Consider the following 14,384-nt stretch of genomic DNA (forward strand, 5'->3'; position numbering starts at 1 on the left):
CTGTGACCATCCTCGGAATCGGCTTGGACCTGGTGACCATCTCCGAGTTCGCCGAACAGTTGGACCGTGCCGGAACGACCATGCTCAGGGAGAGTTTCACCGCCGGTGAGCGGCGCTACTGCCAGAGCAAGGCCACCGATCCGGCCCGTAGTTACGCGGCGCGGTGGGCGGCGAAGGAGGCGGTGCTCAAGGCCTGGGCATCGTCGCGCTTCGCCCGCCGCCCGCAGATCGGGGACAACCCGTACCCGTTGATCGAGGTCGTCAACGACGCCTGGGGCCGGCCGAGCATCAAACTGCACGGCTTGGCCGCGGAATTCCTGCCGCGGGTGCGGGTGCACCTGTCGCTCACCCACGACGGTGACACGGCGGCCGCGATGGTGGTACTGGAGGACCCGGGTGAACTGGCCGACCTGATCGAGGGCCGGTCACCGGAGAACTGAACGCAACGACGGACGACCCGGAGCCCTGGCGAGTTCGCGCGATCGTCGCAACACTCTCGATGAGAGGTTGCGGCGATCGTGTCGTTTTCAGAGGCCGCTCCCACCCTCCGCAGCGGAACAGCAGCGCCGTGCTAGGTTCGGTGCCAATTCCGCGTCGGATAGGGGAGTCATGGGCGTCACGCGCGTACAGGTCGCACCGGCGAAACCGCGGACTGCGAGTGTCTTACGTGACGCCGGACCCGGTGCGGAGTTCGCCGACGAGTTGACGGTGAGCGGTATCCGGTACACGGGGACCGACACCGGTTTCGACGGTGGAGAAGCCATCGCGGTGAGCGCGTCGGAATTCTCCACCGCGAGGATCGTCGGCACGCTCGCTCGGACCACGTTCGACAACTGCATGTTCACCTCGTGCGACCTGTCGAACCTGCGCGCGGACGAGACTTCGTTTCTGGAATCGGAGATTACCCAGTCCAGATTGACGGGACTTTCACTGAGCCACGGTGTACTGCGAGATGTGTCCATAGACGACACCCGCGCGGATCTGGCATCGTTTCGCGGCAGCAAGTTCCAGAAGGTGGTGTTCACCGGCTGCAACCTGGCGGGCGCGGACTTCCAGAGGGTCAGGTTCCGCAGCGTCCGGTTCGAGGGATGCGACCTCACCGGCGCGCAGTTCTCGCAGGCGAATATCGAGCACAACACCACGTTCGTAGACTGCCGACTGATCGACGTACGCGGGGTGCGTGGACTGGAAGGTGCCCAGGTACGCGGTGACGACCTACTCGGGCTGGCGGGAAGCCTGGCCCGAGAGGTCGGGATCGACGTGGACTGGTGACTCAGGCCGCAACCGCGTAGGTAGAGAACCTGTCGCCGGAAATCGACTCCTCGACGTAATCCCAATCGAGGGTGAATGCGAACTCGGCGAGCTGGTGCACGAGCAGCTGCCCGTAAGGCGTGAACAGGTCTCGCTTGTTGTTCAAACCGTCGCAGCAATCCCGCAGTGAGCCTGTGAACTTATCGACCAGTTCCGTCTCGCCACGTTGATGCTGCATCCACATCAGCGGCACAGCGACAACAGCGGAATGGAAGGCACGGTCGAGGGGGCGGAGCTGACCGAACTTCACCGCAGACAGAACGCGATACCGGTCGGCGGCGAGTTCGGCGACAGGCTTCGTATAGAGCCCGTGCACCATATCGCCGACGAACAAGTTCAGGTGAGTTGCCTCATGGACGACAGATTCGGCGAAGTCGTACACGCTCCATTCCGGCCCCGGGCTCAGGGCCACCAGGCCGGGCAGGTGCGCAGCCGATCCGCCACCGGTGCTATCGGAGGGCAGCAGGATGACATCGGTGACCAGGAGATCCACGAGGCGCCCGAGATCTGTGTTCAAGTCGCGGACATACTCGACGGCTTGCGAGACACGGCCGGGCCACACGTCGCGCTCCTCCGCCGTCGACGGCCGCAGGCCCTTGAAAATCCCGTTGAAGACGTCGGCTTCGTGCAGATAATCACCCCAATCGCCGTCCTCGTAGTGGATCGCTGAACCGTGCAGCGGCGCGGCGATCGGCCGGTGCCGACTGACGGCCTCCCGGTAGGACGAGGGCAGCACCGAGGGGTCGGAAGCTTCCCCGATCACCGCCCGTGTGTACCTGGCAACATTCTCGTAGGCGTGGCCGACATTCAGGAAATGCATTGCGAAAGTCCAATCAGAAGATGTGTGAGACGAAAGCGGGCGGGCGGCGGAGTACCCGCCGCCCGCCCTCAGATTTCGGTCAGCAGACCTATCAGGTCCAGCCGCCCATCATCGCCGCGTTGTCGTCGCTACGGAACCGGGCGATGCGCTCCCGCACAGCCGCATCGGCCGCTTCGGAGTCCTCCGCGGCCCGCTGCACGGCGTCACCGACGATCGAATCATTCTCGAGATTGCTCATGGCATTCCTTCCACTTTCGATTTCTTGATCCCCTGGCCAGGGCCTTGACGACGGGCCACATACCCGCCAGCTTTTCCCGCGCGCCACGAAAGCCGTTGGCGGCAAGAAGTTTTCGTTGCTCCAGATCTATTCGCGTCGCTCCTCATGGGTGAGTGACACCAGCATCGCCGTCCAAGATCACGCCATCGGCGCCGATGATGTCGACGAGCTCGGCAAGCGCGCGCCACTCCCGGTCGGCCCATGCGTCCTTGGCGGTGAGGTGCGGCACAACCACTACCTGTGCGCGATGGTCGAGCACATGCTCGACCGCGATCATCACGGCCAGCCGCGGCACTGCCGTGTCAGTGACCGCGGTGTAGACAACATGGAGGCGGTGCCGCTGAGTAAGTCGCTCGATATCCTGACGGTCGGCGTCGGCGTGGCGTAGCACGATCGCGCGCTTCGGTTCAGCAGACATGACGCACCTCCTCGGTCGGCGCCGACCGCAGGGCCTTGATCGTGGTAGCGAATTCGCGCCGCAGCCGCACCATCCGCTCGTTGTCTCCGTGCAGTTTCCCGGCGATGCGCCGAAGCGTCGTAAGGTCAGCGGGCATGCCACACCTCGCCGTGCGCCGTGGCTTCTTGCTCGACAGTCAACGGCGAACAGAGAGCTCGTAGCCCCTCCAGAACTTCTTCGACGGTGGCATGGTCGTAGCGTTCGCTTTCGCGCCACAGCCGCAGGGTGGCGGCCATGGCCCGGTTGGTCGGAGCCCTGGCCGGTAGCGTCGGGATCTCTGTCATGCAATTCAGAGTGCTGGTTGCGGATTGGGGAATAACAGCCCTGTAATGGTTAGAAACGGGTAATTTCGGTTCAAGCCGTCTGGGGTGCAAGGAGCGGGGCTATGGTGGGGATCGACTGGACAGCGCAGGACATACGCGCCCTCCGTGAGTCTCTGCGGCTGAGCCCGACAGAGTTCGCCCGAGTGGTGGGCGTAACGAAGCGAACTGTTCTGCTTTGGGAGCAGGGGCGAACGAAAACGCTTCACGCTTCCAGCCGCCGACTGCTCGACGAGGCGCTGACGCAGGCCGAGCCTCGCGCTGTCGAGCGGTTCGAAGACGCGACAGGTAGAGGCCAGTACCTGGATTCAGCTGAGCCGGAGGTTGAGGACGATATGCGGCGGCGCGATCTTCTTGCGTACATCGGGTCGGGGTGGCCGGCCAGGTTACGGATTCGTTGATGCACGAGCCCGGCCGGATGACTGCGGCTCTCGATGTGACATCGGTCAGTGAACGGCGACTCGACTATTTCGACACACTGGCATCGGATCTCGGGAGACGGGTTGTGCAGGTTCCGCCGCGGACTCTCCTTGCGTCGGCAGTAGACAATTTCCGCGCTGTACGGACGTGTCTGTCGGAGCGGCAGGCCACCTACAACCAGATACGGCTTGTGCGTGTGGCAGGACGGCTGTCCAATGTGGTGGGCGAGATCCTATTCAACGAGGGTCATTTTGACGAGGCACGTCACTGGTACATGACCGCGATACATGCCTTCCAAGACATCGGTGACCGCTATTCGGAGGACATCGCCCTGGCTGGGCTGGCGTACCTGCCGACCTACAGCGCCGACCCGATCGGTGCCCTGGCTGTGCTGTCGCCTCGGCTGGATCAGAAACCGATGTCAGGCGCTGCGGCGGCGTGGTTGTGGGGTATGGCTGCCCGAGCGCATGCAGTGACGGGTGACGAGGACGAGTTCCGGCGGTGTATTGCCACTGCTGCGACCGCTCTCGACAGCGCGAGTCCTGACGAGATCGAGTTCGGGATCTTTTCCTTCCGGCCGGAGAAGTTGGCGTTTTACGAGGCGATCGGCCATTCCCTTTTCGGACGCGCCGATCAGACATCCGTCGCAGCACACCGGGCGCTGTCCATGTACGACCCCTCAGAGACCACCGAACCTTGCCTGGTTCGCCTGGAATACGCATCTGCCCTGCTCACAGCCGGTGAGGTGGACGAGGCATGCGCGGTCGCGACGCACGCTGTCACCAGCGACCGAACCTATCTGGCGACCAGCGTCATCGGTCGAGCACGTCGGTTCGATGCGGACCTACGGGGGGTAAGCAGTCGGGCCGTTTCCGTGTGGCGGGAGCAGGCGCGGCCAGCACTGGAAGCGGTGAAGGCGTAGTGAACGAACGGGAACTGCTGGAGCAGTACGTCGCCAGTGGAAAGCTGATGCAGCTGTCCACTGTCGACGAAGACAGGACGCCTCGCATGTGCAGCGTCTGGTATCTCGCCGCGTTCCGCCCGGACAGGTTGTGGTTTCTATCGCGCAGGGACCGCGAACACTCCCGGAATATCCGCCGCAACGCCCTTGTGGCCGGTGCCATCGTCGATATTCCATTGCACGAACTCGGGCAGACTGCGCGCGGTGTGTCGTTTTCGGGGCGTGCGGAGGAGCTGCGCGGCGAAGGGATCGAGGACTGGGCGCGGGCCTTCGGGGTTCGCTGGCCGAATGCAGCTCCTGTTCTCGAGGCTATGCCGGAGGGCGCGTCGCGCTTGTACGAGATCGCCGTCACTGAGTGGGTGTTGTTCGACGAGGAGAACTACCGGGACGATCCGCGCCGGGTTATTCCCGGACGATGATCGGGTGGCGGTAGTCTCATCGGCCCTCGGCCCCGCCCCTGGCTCCGGGTTGTTCGTGTCCCCGCATCGGTGACCGGACCGTGAAGACCCCGCGCCCCGGCCGGTTCTACCGCGGCGCAGTGCCGGAGCCGGACGGTATCGCGACAACGTCGGCTTCGGCGGTGAAATGCTCTACGGGTCGGGCTCAGCGCTGGCTGGCGGTGCGGGATTCCTTCTCCGCGACCAGGAGATAGGCGACCATGAGCCGTTTGAGCTCGGCCACCGCGTCGGCGTGGCTCTGCTCGTCCTGCACCGAGAAATTCATCATCGAATAGACCACGTGCACCAGCACCTCGGCCATCATGGTGCGCCGGGCCCGCGGCGTGCGCGGAGTGAGCGGGCGCAGCATCTGCGAGACGACCTCGGCGAATTCCTTCTCGTGGATGGCGCCGGTGGCCCGGGTGGACGGCGTGGACTGCATGGCCAGCCACACTTCACGCCGGGACGGGTCGGTCATCCAGAGGTTGGCCAGATGATCGACGAACTGGTTCATATGCCGCAGCCAGTCCAGGGACGGGATCTCGCCGTGGAAATCGGCCAGCTCCTGCGATACCGCCACCAGGTCCTGCCGGTTCAGTTCGCAGACGATCACATATTTATTGGCGAAGAACTGGTAGAGCGTGCCGATGGGGACTTCGGCCCGGGCCGCGACTTCTTCGCAGGTGAACGATTCGAAACCCACTTCCACCAGTAATTCGCGCGATGCCTGCAGCAGCGCGTCGAATTTCCGCTTGCTGCGTTCCTGGGTCGGACGCCGGCGTGGCATCAGCTCTTGCGGGTCGTCCTGGAGCTCCAGCGCAGGGTCCGGACGCCGTTTGGCCCTGGCCTCCGTCCGTACGTTCACCTGTCCCAGGCTAGCGGTAGCGGGAGCACCATGGTGCAGAGTATGGAACTGTGACGGCGAGTCTGTCATGTCTCACACCCGCAACACCGCCGATCCGGGCCGCGCAACACTTGTCCCGGCCGCCCGGACCGGCGGGAAGAACGATCAACTCCGGGTGCGCCTGCGGTACAGGACCAGGGCCGCGATATAGGACACCGCCGCGATCGCGCCCCACCAGACGAGCGCGAGTACCGCGCTGTTGCCGATCGGGGTGCCGACGAGGAGCCCCCGCAGGGTTTCGATGACCGGTGTGACGGGCTGGTGTTCGGCGAACCCGCGCAGCCAGCTCGGCATGGTCTCCGGCGGCACGAACGCACTGCTGATGTAGGGGATGAACATCGCGAAGATGGTGAATCCGTTGGCGGCTTCCGGGCTACTGGCGATCAACCCGAAGCAGGCCGACGTCCAGGACAGCGCCAGGACTACGAGGGCGAGTACCCCGGCGGCGGCGAGCCAGCGCAGCGGGTCGGCGGTGGGCCGGAAACCGATGGCCAGTGCGACGCCGACCACGACCGTGGTGGCGGCCATATTGCGCAGCAGGCTCTCGGTGATGTGCCCGGTGAGGAACGCGGAACGGCTGATGGCCATGGTGGAGAACCGGTCGACGATCCCTTCGGTGATGTCGACCGAAACACCGACCGCGGTGGTGGACGCGCCGAAACTGGCGCACAACAGAATAATCCCGGGAACCACGTAGTCGACGAAGGTGCTGTCGCCGACGTTCATGGCGCCGCCGAAAACGTAGACGAACATCAGCAGGATCATGATCGGCAGCGCCAGTGTGCTGATCAGCGAGTCCGGACTGCGCAGCGTATGGCGCATATTGCGGGCGGTCATGGTGGCCGCGTCCTGCGCGGAGTGGGCGAGAGTGGTCACGAGCGTGGCTTTCTGTGCGATACGGGAAGGTCAGGAGACGGCCGGGAGCGGTGCGGCGGGCCGGTTGGTGAGTGCGAAGAACACATCGTCGAGGTCGGGCATGTGCACGCTGAGTTCTTCGACGGTGAGGTCGAGTTCGGTGAACCGGTCGAGTAGATGTTTGAGGTGGGCGACCGAGCCGTCCGAGGGGATCTGCAGGGTCAGTTCGGCGGGGTCGATTTCGGGATGGCCGGTGGCCCGGGCGGCGGCCGTCAGGTCCGTGAGGCCGGCGAAGCGGAAGCGGATATGCCCGCCGGGGGTGAGCCGTTTGAGTTCGGCCGGAGTGCCGTCCGCGACGATGCGGCCCTCGTGCAGGACCGCGATTCGGTCGGCGAGCCGGTCGGCCTCCTCGAGGTACTGGGTGGTGAGGAAGACGGTGACGCCGTCGTCCACCAGTTCCCGGATCACCGTCCACAGCTCGCGGCGGCTGCGAGGGTCGAGGCCGGTGGTGGGCTCGTCCAGGAAGACCACCTCCGGGCGTCCCATCAGGCTCATGGCCAGGTCGAGACGCCGGCCCATACCGCCGGAGTAGGTGTTCGCGGGACGGTCCGCGGCGTCGGTGAGGTCGAAGCGCTCGAGTAGTTCGGCGGTGCGGGCCCGGGTAGCGGATCTGCCCAGGTGCAGCAGGCGCCCGACCATATACATGTTCTCGGTGCCGGTGAGCACTTTGTCCAGGGCGGCGTACTGGCCGGTGACTCCGATGGCCGCGCGGACGCGGTCGGGTTCGCGGACCACATCGTGGCCGGCCACCCGGATCGTTCCGGTGTCCGGGGCGGACAGGGTGGCGAGGATGCGCACCATCGTGGTCTTCCCGGCACCGTTGGGACCGAGCAGGGAGAACACCGATCCGGGAGCGATATCGAGGTCGATACCGGCGAGGACGTGATGGTCGCCGAAGGTTTTGGTGAGGCCGGCGAGCGAGATGGCGGGTGGGGCGGTCATTGGCGGACTCCGTTCCGAAAACTGTATGTCGCATAAACTGTATACGGCATAAATTCTGTTTAAAGGGTACACAGTTCAGGGCGGAGCGCAAGGCGCGGTGCTCCGGGTGGTGTAGTAGGTGCTCGAGGACGCCGCCACCGGTCGGGCCGGCCGAGGGCGGTGCGCGGGTGACGGTGCCCGCTGCCGCGGACCGCAATGGGAAGGAAGTCGATGGCGAGAGTCGGCGCAGGCGAGGACGGGCCGCACCCGTCGGAGACACCACGCGGGAAGAGCACCGGGGGGCCATGGGCCGTGGGCCCCGACAGCCCGCCGCTGTCCAGGGCCGTCGCACTGATGTGGGGGCTGGCGCCGGCCGGCACCCGCGGGCCCCGGCGCGGACTGAGCCTTGAACAGATCGTCGACACCGCCATCGAACTCGCCGACGAAGAAGGGTTCGAAGCCCTCTCGATGAACAAGGTCGCCGAGCGGCTCGGCTTCACAGCGATGTCGCTGTACCGCTATGTGGACAGCAAGGCGACACTGCTCGAGGTCGCATTGGACCGGGTGATCGGCAGGCCGCCGGAGATTCCCCCGGGAACCCCCTGGCGCGAAGCGCTGGAGTTGTGGGCGCGCGAGGAGTACCGGGTTATCAGCCGGCACACCGCCTGGCTGCACGTACGGATGGGCGCGCCGCCGCTGGGGCCCAACAATATGGCCTGGCTGGAGGCGGGTCTGGCCGCGCTGGGACAGACCCGGATACCCGAGGCGCTGAAACTACAGCTGGTGATGAATCTGTCGCTGTACATCATCGGCCGGGCCCGGCTCGCCGCGGAGATCAAGGCGGAAGAAGAAGGGTCCGAAGGTGACTGGGGGATCATCGATCGGCTGGACCCCGGCCGGTTCCCCGCCCTCACCGCGGCTGTGCGGGCCCAGGCCTTCGAACAGGACGATCAGCAGTGGGCGACACTGTTCTTCGATACCGGGCTGGGGCTACTGCTCGACGGCTACGAGCAGCTGATCGCCTCCTACGAGTGACCACCCGGGGCCGTGCCCGGGTGGTCGCGGATCAGACCGAGAGATCGCGGCGCAGTTTGGCGACGTGCCCGGTCGCGCGGACGTTGTACTGCGCCACTTCGATCTTCCCCTCGGCGTCGACGAGGAAGGTCGAGCGGATGACGCCGGTCACCGTCTTGCCGTACATGGTCTTCTCGCCGAAGGCGCCCCATTCGGTGAGCACACTGCGATCGGGGTCGGACAGCAGCGGGAAGTTCAACTTCTCGGTGTCCCGGAACTTGGCGAGCTTGGCCGGTTTGTCGGGAGAGATACCGATCACCTCGAGACCGGCGGAGTTCAGTTCGCCGAGGCTGTCCCGGAAATCGCAGGCCTGTTTCGTGCAGCCGGGGGTGCTCGCGGCGGGGTAGAAGTACACCACGACCTTGCGGCCGCGGTAGTCGGCGAGCGATACCGCGTTACCGTCGGCATCGGGGAGGGTGAAATCGGGTGCCGGGTCGCCGGGGGAGAGTCGCTGGTTGTCGGTCACCCTCGCTACCGTAATCGACTCGCCGGGTTCCCGGCCGCGTACTCGTCGCGGCGATCCGGCGGGTACCCGCCGCCTGCGGCGTGCCGCCCGGCCGTGTCCGGAGACCGCGCACCGGGCGGATCGCGGGCGGGGATGAACAACCGGCGAGTGTGCTGGGCGCGGATACACTCGAGCCCGGGCCCCGGCCGATCCGCGGACGACAGCGGCCCAGGGGTGGAACATCGGCCGCCTACGAGCGCGGCAGACCAGTTACAGGAGGCGTGAAGGTGGCAAAGGATACCGAGCGGATCGAGCAGGAGATCGAGGCCGCGCGGGAGCGGTTGGCCAGCACTCTCGACGAGATCGCCGTGCGGGCCGATCCGCAGCGGATCGCGGAGGGGACCAAGCAGTTGGCGCTGGCGAAGGTGAACGAGCCGAAGGTGAAATACACCCTGATCGGTGTCGGCGTGCTGGTGGCCGGTGCGCTGCTGTTCAAGATCCTGCGCTGATCCGGGTATCGGCCCGGAATACAGAACACCCGGTGACAGCAGCTCTGTCACCGGGTGTTCGTGCGCAGTGCCCGCGGATCAGACGGTGGGGCAAGCGAACCCGTCGCCGTCGGGATCCAGGTGAGGGGCGAAACCGGGCTCGCCGCGGAAGATCGGCGCCCGGCCCGCGGCGCGTGCTTCGTCACAGTTCTTGAAGGCGCCGCCGGCCGAACCGGTCTGCGTCAGCTGGGCCGACCCGGTCGCGCCCAGCACGGCGTCGGCCGCGGAGGAACCGGTGCCTGCCAGCGAAGGCAGTCCGATCGGGCCGGCGGCGCTCGCGGCGGGAGCGGCCAGAAGAGTCAGCCCCGCGGCGGCGGCGCTGACATAGAGCTGGCGTACGTTCATGAATTCCTCTATGTCTGCTGGGGAGTGGATCTGCGTTCGACGAGAACGCGCGGCTTCCACTGTTGTGAGGGGCGGGTCGATTGTCAACTCGTATGGCCTGGATAAGACAGGGGAAAACGGACACCGGGTTGGGTACTCCCCGGATGCTGTGGCGTACCGCGCCGCAGTGGCGAAGTTCTCGCGCCGTACGGGGAGGTTTCGCCGTGGACGACACATTGTGATAGGGATTCTGCTATGTCCGAGGCTCGTACTCCGCTGCTGTTACTCGACTCCTCCCGGGTCGGCCGGAGAAAGAGATAGGTCGGAGAAAGCAGTTGTTGCGAATCAAGGACAGTGACGTCACCGGTGGCCCGTCCGCGCCACCTCCCGCCGCCGCGGCCCGCCCCGCCGATTACCGGCTGGATCTGGACGGCCTGCGCGGGATAGCGATCGCCCTGGTCGTCGCGTTCCACGTGTGGTACGGCAAAGTCTCCGGCGGCGTCGATATCTTCCTGGTCCTCTCGGGCTTCTTCTACACCGGCATGCTGCTGCGCCAGGTGGAACGGACCGGCGCGGTGGGACTGCGGCAGACGGCGGTGCGTACCGCGCGCCGGCTGCTCCCCGCCCTGATGGTGGTGCTGGCCCTGGTGGCGGTCGTCACCGTGCTGTACCGGCCGTACTCGACCTGGGGCAATATGTCCGGTCAGACCATCGCCACCGCCTTCTATTACCAGAACTGGTATCTGGCGCAGGCCTCCGAAAGCTATCTGGCCGCGGATCCCTCGGTCAGCCCGCTGCAGCACATGTGGTCGATGGCGGTACAGGGTCAGTTCTATCTCGCCATCGCGGTGCTGCTGGCGGTGATCGGCTGGGTATGCGTACGGCTGGGCCGGGCCTCGGCGGTGCGCCCGACGATCGCGGTATCGGCGCTGGTGCTCGGTACCGGCTCCTTCGTCTACGCGGCCGTATGGATGACCAGGTCGCAGGAATGGACCTACTACGACAGCGGCGCCCGGGCCTGGGAGCTGCTGACCGGTGCGCTGCTGGCCGCCGTGCTGCCCTGGGTGCGGATCGCCGGGGTCCGGGCAGCGCGCGTCCTGCTGACACTCGTCGCCGCCGCCGGACTCACGGCGGTTCTCGTCTGCGGGGTGCTCTTCGACGGCGCCCGCCAGTTCCCGGGGCCGGCCGCGCTGTTCCCGGTGGGCGCGGCGGTGGCGCTGATCGTCGCCGGTGTCCGTACCGAGAGCGGCTGGCGGTCGGTCGTCTCCCGGCTGCTCGCCTCCCGCCCGATGGTGGAGCTGGGTTCGATCGCCTATTCGCTGTACCTGTGGCATTGGCCGCTCCTCATCTATTACCTGGTACAGACCGGGAAACCGCATGCCGGTCTCGGTGGTGGCCTGCTGGTCATCTCGGCGTCGCTGGTGCTGGCGGTGCTGACCAACAAATTCGTCGAGGAGCCGCTGCGGTTGCGTTCCGGGCGGACCACGGTGACCCCGGCCTGGCAGCGTCGTATCCCCGCCGTGGCGGTGAGCCTGGTGGGCGCGCTCGTCCTCGGCTCCTGCATTTCGTGGCAGGTGGTGATGGCCCGCACACCCACCGAACCGGTGGAAGCGCTACCGGTGAACGAGTACCCGGGTGCGGAGGCGCTGTTCGCCGGGGCGGCGGTGCCCCTGGCGAAACTGCGTCCGTCCATCCTGGAGGCGTCCAACGATCTACCGGCCCCCACCCGCGACGGCTGTATCTCCGACTGGTTCAACAAAGAGGTCGTCGCCTGTACCTACGGTGACCCCAACGGGTCGCGCACCATCGCCATGGTCGGTAACTCCCACGCCGAGCACTGGATGCCCGCCATGGACGCGTTGGCCCAGGTACACGACATCAAGGTCGTCGTCTATCTGAAAATGGGTTGTTCGCTGAACATCCGCGACGACGCCCAGTACCGCGGCCTGGACATCTCCGATTGCCGCGACTGGTCCCGGCAGGTGATCGATCTGCTCGCGTCCGACCCGCCGGATTGGGTGTTCACCACCGCCACCGCGCCCGTCTGGCCCAGCGGCGGCGATGTGGTCCCGGCCGAGTACCTGGATGTGTGGGCGGCGCTGGCCGAACGCCACCTGAACGTGCTCGCCATCCGCGACACCCCGTGGCTGCGCAGCCCGACCGGTATCCGCTACAGCGCCGTGGACTGCCTGGCCGCCGGGGGTGACAGCGCCACCTGCGGTATGCAGCGTGCGACCGCGCTGGCACCGGTGAACCCGGCACTGGTGCATGCCGCGGCGTTCCCGAATATGCGAGTGCTGGATCTCACCGATTCGGTGTGCGGACCCGAGATCTGCCGGGTGGTGGAGGGCAATGTGCTCGTCTACCACGACGAACACCATCTCAGCGCGAGTTATGCCCGGACTCTGGCTCCGGAGTTGGAGCGGCAGATCGGGACGGCCACCGGCTGGTGGTGAGACCCGGGCGCCGGTGCACTGCTCCCCCCGGCTCGTCCGGCACGCGCCCCACGTGACCTGCACGGTCACGTGGGGCCGCGGCGTCTGCGGGAGAGTGGGCGGTGGTCACCAGGGGGTGACCGGTGGCTTCACCCAGAGCAACTTCTCGTCGGTATGGTGTCGCGCGGCCGCCGGATGGCCGGGATGCCGCGCCGCCCAGGCGGCCTTCTCGTCCAGCAGACGCGCCACCGAACGCCAGGTCTCCTCGGTACCGGGTGGATTGGCGCCCGCCGCCCGGGCGAGCTTGCGCCGCACCGCGGCGGAGATACCGAGCAGTTCGGAACCCGAGATGTCCCGTTCCCACAGATAGCCGGCCAGCTGCCGCGCCTTGGCGGCCCGGCCGGCCTCCGCGGCCGGGGAATGCGCGTAATCGGCCATGAGCAAGTGTAGAAGGTCCGCGGAATCCGGTATCAGGAGAACGGTGTTCGCCTCCGCCGCCCGCCGCGGGGCCGGGGCCCGAGACGGAAATGCGCGATGCCGCCCGGATCGGACGGCATCGCGCACCCACTTCATTGTGGTTCCCCGCCGATTCGGCGGGTCGCCGCGACCGTGCGTCGTTGCGCGGCGCGGACGATCTGCGGGGGTAGCGGCCGTGGCCTGGGACAACGTTGTCCCGGGCCGGACTGTCCGGGACCCTCACCGTGGTCCCGTCATCCGGGGATCCGCCGCGGCCGGCGCTCCGTTGCGCCACCCCGCCGATCATGGAATTTTCTCCGGGTCCGTACCGGCCCCGTTCACCTCACCGTCGCTGCGGAGGGTGTACATCGTGGCCGGGATCACGGGGGCCCCGTCCCGCCCCGCCGGAGGCGGGCGGACAACTCAGTACGCGCTGTTGACGTTGTCCATGGAGCCGTACCGGTGGGCGGCATAGTTGCAGGCCGCAGCGATGTTGGAGACCGGGTTCCACACATCGAACGGGGTGCCGGGCACGTGGTACGCGGCGAAGGTGGGGTCGATCACCTGGAGCAGGCCCTTGGAGGGGATGCCCATCATGGCGTTGGAGTCCCACAGGTTGATGGCGCCCGGGTCACCCGAGGACTCCCGCAGGATGTTGCGCTTGATGCCGTCGAAGCTGCCGGGGATGCCGTTCGCGGCCATGATGTCCATGGCCTCCTGGATCCAGCCGTCCAGGTTGTTGGGGTAGACCGGGGCGGGCGCCGGTACGGGTGCCGCCTCTGGGGCGGGGGCCGGGGCGAAAAGCGCCTCGGGGGCGGGCGCCGGAGCCGGGATGATCTCGGCCTCGGCCTCGGCCGCGGGCGCGGCGATAGCGGCCGCTTCGTTGGTCACGGGGGCGGGCGCCTGCTCGGCGACCATGGCAACTCGGCTGGGGGAGCTGTCGTCGGCCATGGAGACCGCGGAGGAGGCGGTGACGGCGACGATACCGGCCGTGGCGAGGGCGAAGCCGAAGGCTTCACGCTTGGTACGACGGCGCAGGCTGGTGAAACTGTGGGAAGGCATGATCGGATTCGGTTCCTTGTTCGGTCTCGGGATCCGGCCCGGTTCGGGCAGCACGGATCTTCGGTGCGGGCAGGTGGCCCGCGACCGGAAAACATGACTGTGCTGTTGTCGGGTTCTTTTGTGTGACACCGAACGCAGGCTGGTCCGGGTCCGGATGGCGCATATCGCGGTTACCGGGTGGTTTCCCGGTCCGCCGCGCCCGCAGGAACTCCACGCTGTGGTGAAGTCGAGTGGACTCGAGTTCGACTATCGCGATACCGTATGTGGTTGTCGCGCCGGCGCGTTTTCGCGGTTGTT

Annotated in this window: 20 protein-coding genes; 8 read left to right on the forward strand and 12 right to left on the reverse strand. The window is 66.7% G+C overall.

All coding sequences use genetic code 11. The features are described 5' to 3' along the window. Positions 1 to 2: 2 nt before the first annotated feature. Positions 3 to 440, forward strand: coding sequence for a holo-ACP synthase (locus tag AB0H42_RS15100; protein ID WP_030525523.1), 438 nt, complete (start codon positions 3 to 5; stop codon positions 438 to 440). Positions 441 to 609: 169 nt separating this feature from the next. Continuing rightward, positions 610 to 1,272 (forward strand): pentapeptide repeat-containing protein, encoded by a 663-nt coding sequence (locus AB0H42_RS15105; protein ID WP_357055467.1) that lies wholly within the window; start codon positions 610 to 612, stop codon positions 1,270 to 1,272. Position 1,273: 1 nt separating this feature from the next. Here the strand turns inward: AB0H42_RS15105 and AB0H42_RS15110 are convergent, their stop codons facing one another. The 5 genes from AB0H42_RS15110 to AB0H42_RS15130 all read right to left on the reverse strand — a co-directional run bounded on the left by AB0H42_RS15110 (position 1,274) and on the right by AB0H42_RS15130 (position 3,149). Beyond that, positions 1,274 to 2,131: an HEXXH motif-containing putative peptide modification protein gene (locus AB0H42_RS15110; RefSeq protein WP_357055470.1), complete on the reverse strand. Its 858-nt coding sequence runs from the start codon at positions 2,129 to 2,131 to the stop codon at positions 1,274 to 1,276. Between the two features lie 91 nt (positions 2,132 to 2,222). Continuing rightward, on the reverse strand, positions 2,223 to 2,369 hold the full coding sequence (locus tag AB0H42_RS15115) for a hypothetical protein (protein ID WP_357055473.1): 147 nt from the start codon (positions 2,367 to 2,369) through the stop codon (positions 2,223 to 2,225). A 142-nt stretch (positions 2,370 to 2,511) separates the two neighbouring features. Further along, positions 2,512 to 2,826, reverse strand: a complete 315-nt coding sequence (locus AB0H42_RS15120) for a hypothetical protein (RefSeq protein WP_357055476.1) — start codon at positions 2,824 to 2,826, stop codon at positions 2,512 to 2,514. Then, a complete protein-coding gene (locus AB0H42_RS15125; protein ID WP_357055479.1) occupies positions 2,816 to 2,962 on the reverse strand; it encodes a hypothetical protein in 147 nt (48 codons plus the stop codon). Before AB0H42_RS15125 ends, AB0H42_RS15120 begins: the two co-directional genes overlap by 11 nt. Continuing rightward, the gene (locus tag AB0H42_RS15130; protein WP_357055482.1) at positions 2,952 to 3,149 is read right to left on the reverse strand and encodes a hypothetical protein; all 198 of its coding nucleotides are present in this window, start codon (positions 3,147 to 3,149) and stop codon (positions 2,952 to 2,954) included. Before AB0H42_RS15130 ends, AB0H42_RS15125 begins: the two co-directional genes overlap by 11 nt. A 101-nt stretch (positions 3,150 to 3,250) precedes the next feature. On the opposite strand from AB0H42_RS15130, the gene AB0H42_RS15135 reads away from it, so the two are divergent. Genes AB0H42_RS15135 through AB0H42_RS15145 form a run of 3 tightly spaced genes read left to right on the forward strand, consistent with a single transcriptional unit; the run spans position 3,251 to position 4,985 of the window. After that, positions 3,251 to 3,586 (forward strand): helix-turn-helix domain-containing protein, encoded by a 336-nt coding sequence (locus tag AB0H42_RS15135; RefSeq protein ID WP_357055485.1) that lies wholly within the window; start codon positions 3,251 to 3,253, stop codon positions 3,584 to 3,586. Continuing rightward, positions 3,586 to 4,527: a hypothetical protein gene (locus AB0H42_RS15140; RefSeq protein ID WP_357055488.1), complete on the forward strand. Its 942-nt coding sequence runs from the start codon at positions 3,586 to 3,588 to the stop codon at positions 4,525 to 4,527. The genes AB0H42_RS15135 and AB0H42_RS15140 overlap by 1 nt, the downstream gene beginning before the upstream one ends. Continuing rightward, positions 4,527 to 4,985, forward strand: coding sequence for a pyridoxamine 5'-phosphate oxidase family protein (locus AB0H42_RS15145; RefSeq protein ID WP_357055491.1), 459 nt, complete (start codon positions 4,527 to 4,529; stop codon positions 4,983 to 4,985). Before AB0H42_RS15140 ends, AB0H42_RS15145 begins: the two co-directional genes overlap by 1 nt. Before the next feature lie 184 nt (positions 4,986 to 5,169). Here the strand turns inward: AB0H42_RS15145 and AB0H42_RS15150 are convergent, their stop codons facing one another. The 3 genes from AB0H42_RS15150 to AB0H42_RS15160 all read right to left on the reverse strand — a co-directional run bounded on the left by AB0H42_RS15150 (position 5,170) and on the right by AB0H42_RS15160 (position 7,764). Next, a complete protein-coding gene (locus AB0H42_RS15150) occupies positions 5,170 to 5,790 on the reverse strand; it encodes a TetR/AcrR family transcriptional regulator (RefSeq protein WP_051715520.1) in 621 nt (206 codons plus the stop codon). A 222-nt stretch (positions 5,791 to 6,012) separates the two neighbouring features. Next, positions 6,013 to 6,744 (reverse strand): ABC transporter permease, encoded by a 732-nt coding sequence (locus tag AB0H42_RS15155; RefSeq protein WP_357055582.1) that lies wholly within the window; start codon positions 6,742 to 6,744, stop codon positions 6,013 to 6,015. A gap of 69 nt (positions 6,745 to 6,813) precedes the next feature. Further along, positions 6,814 to 7,764 carry an ATP-binding cassette domain-containing protein gene (locus tag AB0H42_RS15160; protein WP_357055494.1) on the reverse strand — a complete coding sequence of 317 codons (951 nt, stop codon included), beginning with the start codon at positions 7,762 to 7,764 and terminating at the stop codon, positions 6,814 to 6,816. 210 nt (positions 7,765 to 7,974) lie between these two features. Here AB0H42_RS15160 and AB0H42_RS15165 point away from each other — a divergent pair, with 210 nt between their 5' ends. Next, the gene (locus tag AB0H42_RS15165) at positions 7,975 to 8,778 is read left to right on the forward strand and encodes a TetR/AcrR family transcriptional regulator (protein ID WP_357055497.1); all 804 of its coding nucleotides are present in this window, start codon (positions 7,975 to 7,977) and stop codon (positions 8,776 to 8,778) included. Between the two features lie 31 nt (positions 8,779 to 8,809). Here the strand turns inward: AB0H42_RS15165 and bcp are convergent, their stop codons facing one another. After that, complete coding sequence (bcp, locus tag AB0H42_RS15170; protein WP_357055500.1) at positions 8,810 to 9,283, reverse strand: thioredoxin-dependent thiol peroxidase; 474 nt, start codon at positions 9,281 to 9,283, stop codon at positions 8,810 to 8,812. Between the two features lie 266 nt (positions 9,284 to 9,549). Between bcp and AB0H42_RS15175 the strand changes: the two genes are divergently transcribed. Then, entirely contained in the window at positions 9,550 to 9,771 is a 222-nt protein-coding gene (locus tag AB0H42_RS15175; RefSeq protein WP_357055503.1) for a DUF3618 domain-containing protein, read from the forward strand. 78 nt (positions 9,772 to 9,849) lie between these two features. On the opposite strand, the gene AB0H42_RS15180 is transcribed toward AB0H42_RS15175, so the two are convergent. After that, a complete protein-coding gene (locus AB0H42_RS15180) occupies positions 9,850 to 10,155 on the reverse strand; it encodes an excalibur calcium-binding domain-containing protein (RefSeq protein ID WP_039823171.1) in 306 nt (101 codons plus the stop codon). Between the two features lie 317 nt (positions 10,156 to 10,472). Between AB0H42_RS15180 and AB0H42_RS15185 the strand changes: the two genes are divergently transcribed. After that, entirely contained in the window at positions 10,473 to 12,590 is a 2,118-nt protein-coding gene (locus AB0H42_RS15185) for an acyltransferase family protein (RefSeq protein WP_357055506.1), read from the forward strand. 105 nt (positions 12,591 to 12,695) lie between these two features. On the opposite strand, the gene AB0H42_RS15190 is transcribed toward AB0H42_RS15185, so the two are convergent. Together AB0H42_RS15190 and AB0H42_RS15195 are read right to left on the reverse strand one after the other, a co-directional pair. Then, complete coding sequence (locus tag AB0H42_RS15190; protein WP_357055509.1) at positions 12,696 to 13,007, reverse strand: hypothetical protein; 312 nt, start codon at positions 13,005 to 13,007, stop codon at positions 12,696 to 12,698. 441 nt (positions 13,008 to 13,448) lie between these two features. Next, positions 13,449 to 14,087, reverse strand: coding sequence for a transglycosylase SLT domain-containing protein (locus AB0H42_RS15195; protein WP_357055512.1), 639 nt, complete (start codon positions 14,085 to 14,087; stop codon positions 13,449 to 13,451). Between the last annotated feature and the right edge of the window lie 297 nt (positions 14,088 to 14,384).

It is taken from the genome of Nocardia sp. NPDC050799 (assembly GCF_040654015.1).
GTDB lineage: Bacteria > Actinomycetota > Actinomycetes > Mycobacteriales > Mycobacteriaceae > Nocardia.

What these genes read in the sequence shown, in the direction of transcription:
- AB0H42_RS15180 (WP_039823171.1), bottom strand. Translation starts at nt 10,155, where the DNA reads ATGAACGTACGCCAGCTCTATGTCAGCGCCGCCGCCGCGGGGCTGACT.
- AB0H42_RS15140 (WP_357055488.1), top strand. Translation starts at nt 3,586, where the DNA reads ATGCACGAGCCCGGCCGGATGACTGCGGCTCTCGATGTGACATCGGTC.
- AB0H42_RS15190 (WP_357055509.1), bottom strand. Translation starts at nt 13,007, where the DNA reads ATGGCCGATTACGCGCATTCCCCGGCCGCGGAGGCCGGCCGGGCCGCC.
- AB0H42_RS15160 (WP_357055494.1), bottom strand. Translation starts at nt 7,764, where the DNA reads ATGACCGCCCCACCCGCCATCTCGCTCGCCGGCCTCACCAAAACCTTC.
- AB0H42_RS15115 (WP_357055473.1), bottom strand. Translation starts at nt 2,369, where the DNA reads ATGAGCAATCTCGAGAATGATTCGATCGTCGGTGACGCCGTGCAGCGG.
- AB0H42_RS15150 (WP_051715520.1), bottom strand. Translation starts at nt 5,790, where the DNA reads ATGCCACGCCGGCGTCCGACCCAGGAACGCAGCAAGCGGAAATTCGAC.
- AB0H42_RS15165 (WP_357055497.1), top strand. Translation starts at nt 7,975, where the DNA reads ATGGCGAGAGTCGGCGCAGGCGAGGACGGGCCGCACCCGTCGGAGACA.
- AB0H42_RS15120 (WP_357055476.1), bottom strand. Translation starts at nt 2,826, where the DNA reads ATGTCTGCTGAACCGAAGCGCGCGATCGTGCTACGCCACGCCGACGCC.
- AB0H42_RS15105 (WP_357055467.1), top strand. Translation starts at nt 610, where the DNA reads ATGGGCGTCACGCGCGTACAGGTCGCACCGGCGAAACCGCGGACTGCG.
- AB0H42_RS15195 (WP_357055512.1), bottom strand. Translation starts at nt 14,087, where the DNA reads ATGCCTTCCCACAGTTTCACCAGCCTGCGCCGTCGTACCAAGCGTGAA.
- AB0H42_RS15135 (WP_357055485.1), top strand. Translation starts at nt 3,251, where the DNA reads ATGGTGGGGATCGACTGGACAGCGCAGGACATACGCGCCCTCCGTGAG.
- AB0H42_RS15155 (WP_357055582.1), bottom strand. Translation starts at nt 6,744, where the DNA reads ATGACCGCCCGCAATATGCGCCATACGCTGCGCAGTCCGGACTCGCTG.
- AB0H42_RS15110 (WP_357055470.1), bottom strand. Translation starts at nt 2,131, where the DNA reads ATGCATTTCCTGAATGTCGGCCACGCCTACGAGAATGTTGCCAGGTAC.
- AB0H42_RS15125 (WP_357055479.1), bottom strand. Translation starts at nt 2,962, where the DNA reads ATGCCCGCTGACCTTACGACGCTTCGGCGCATCGCCGGGAAACTGCAC.
- AB0H42_RS15130 (WP_357055482.1), bottom strand. Translation starts at nt 3,149, where the DNA reads ATGACAGAGATCCCGACGCTACCGGCCAGGGCTCCGACCAACCGGGCC.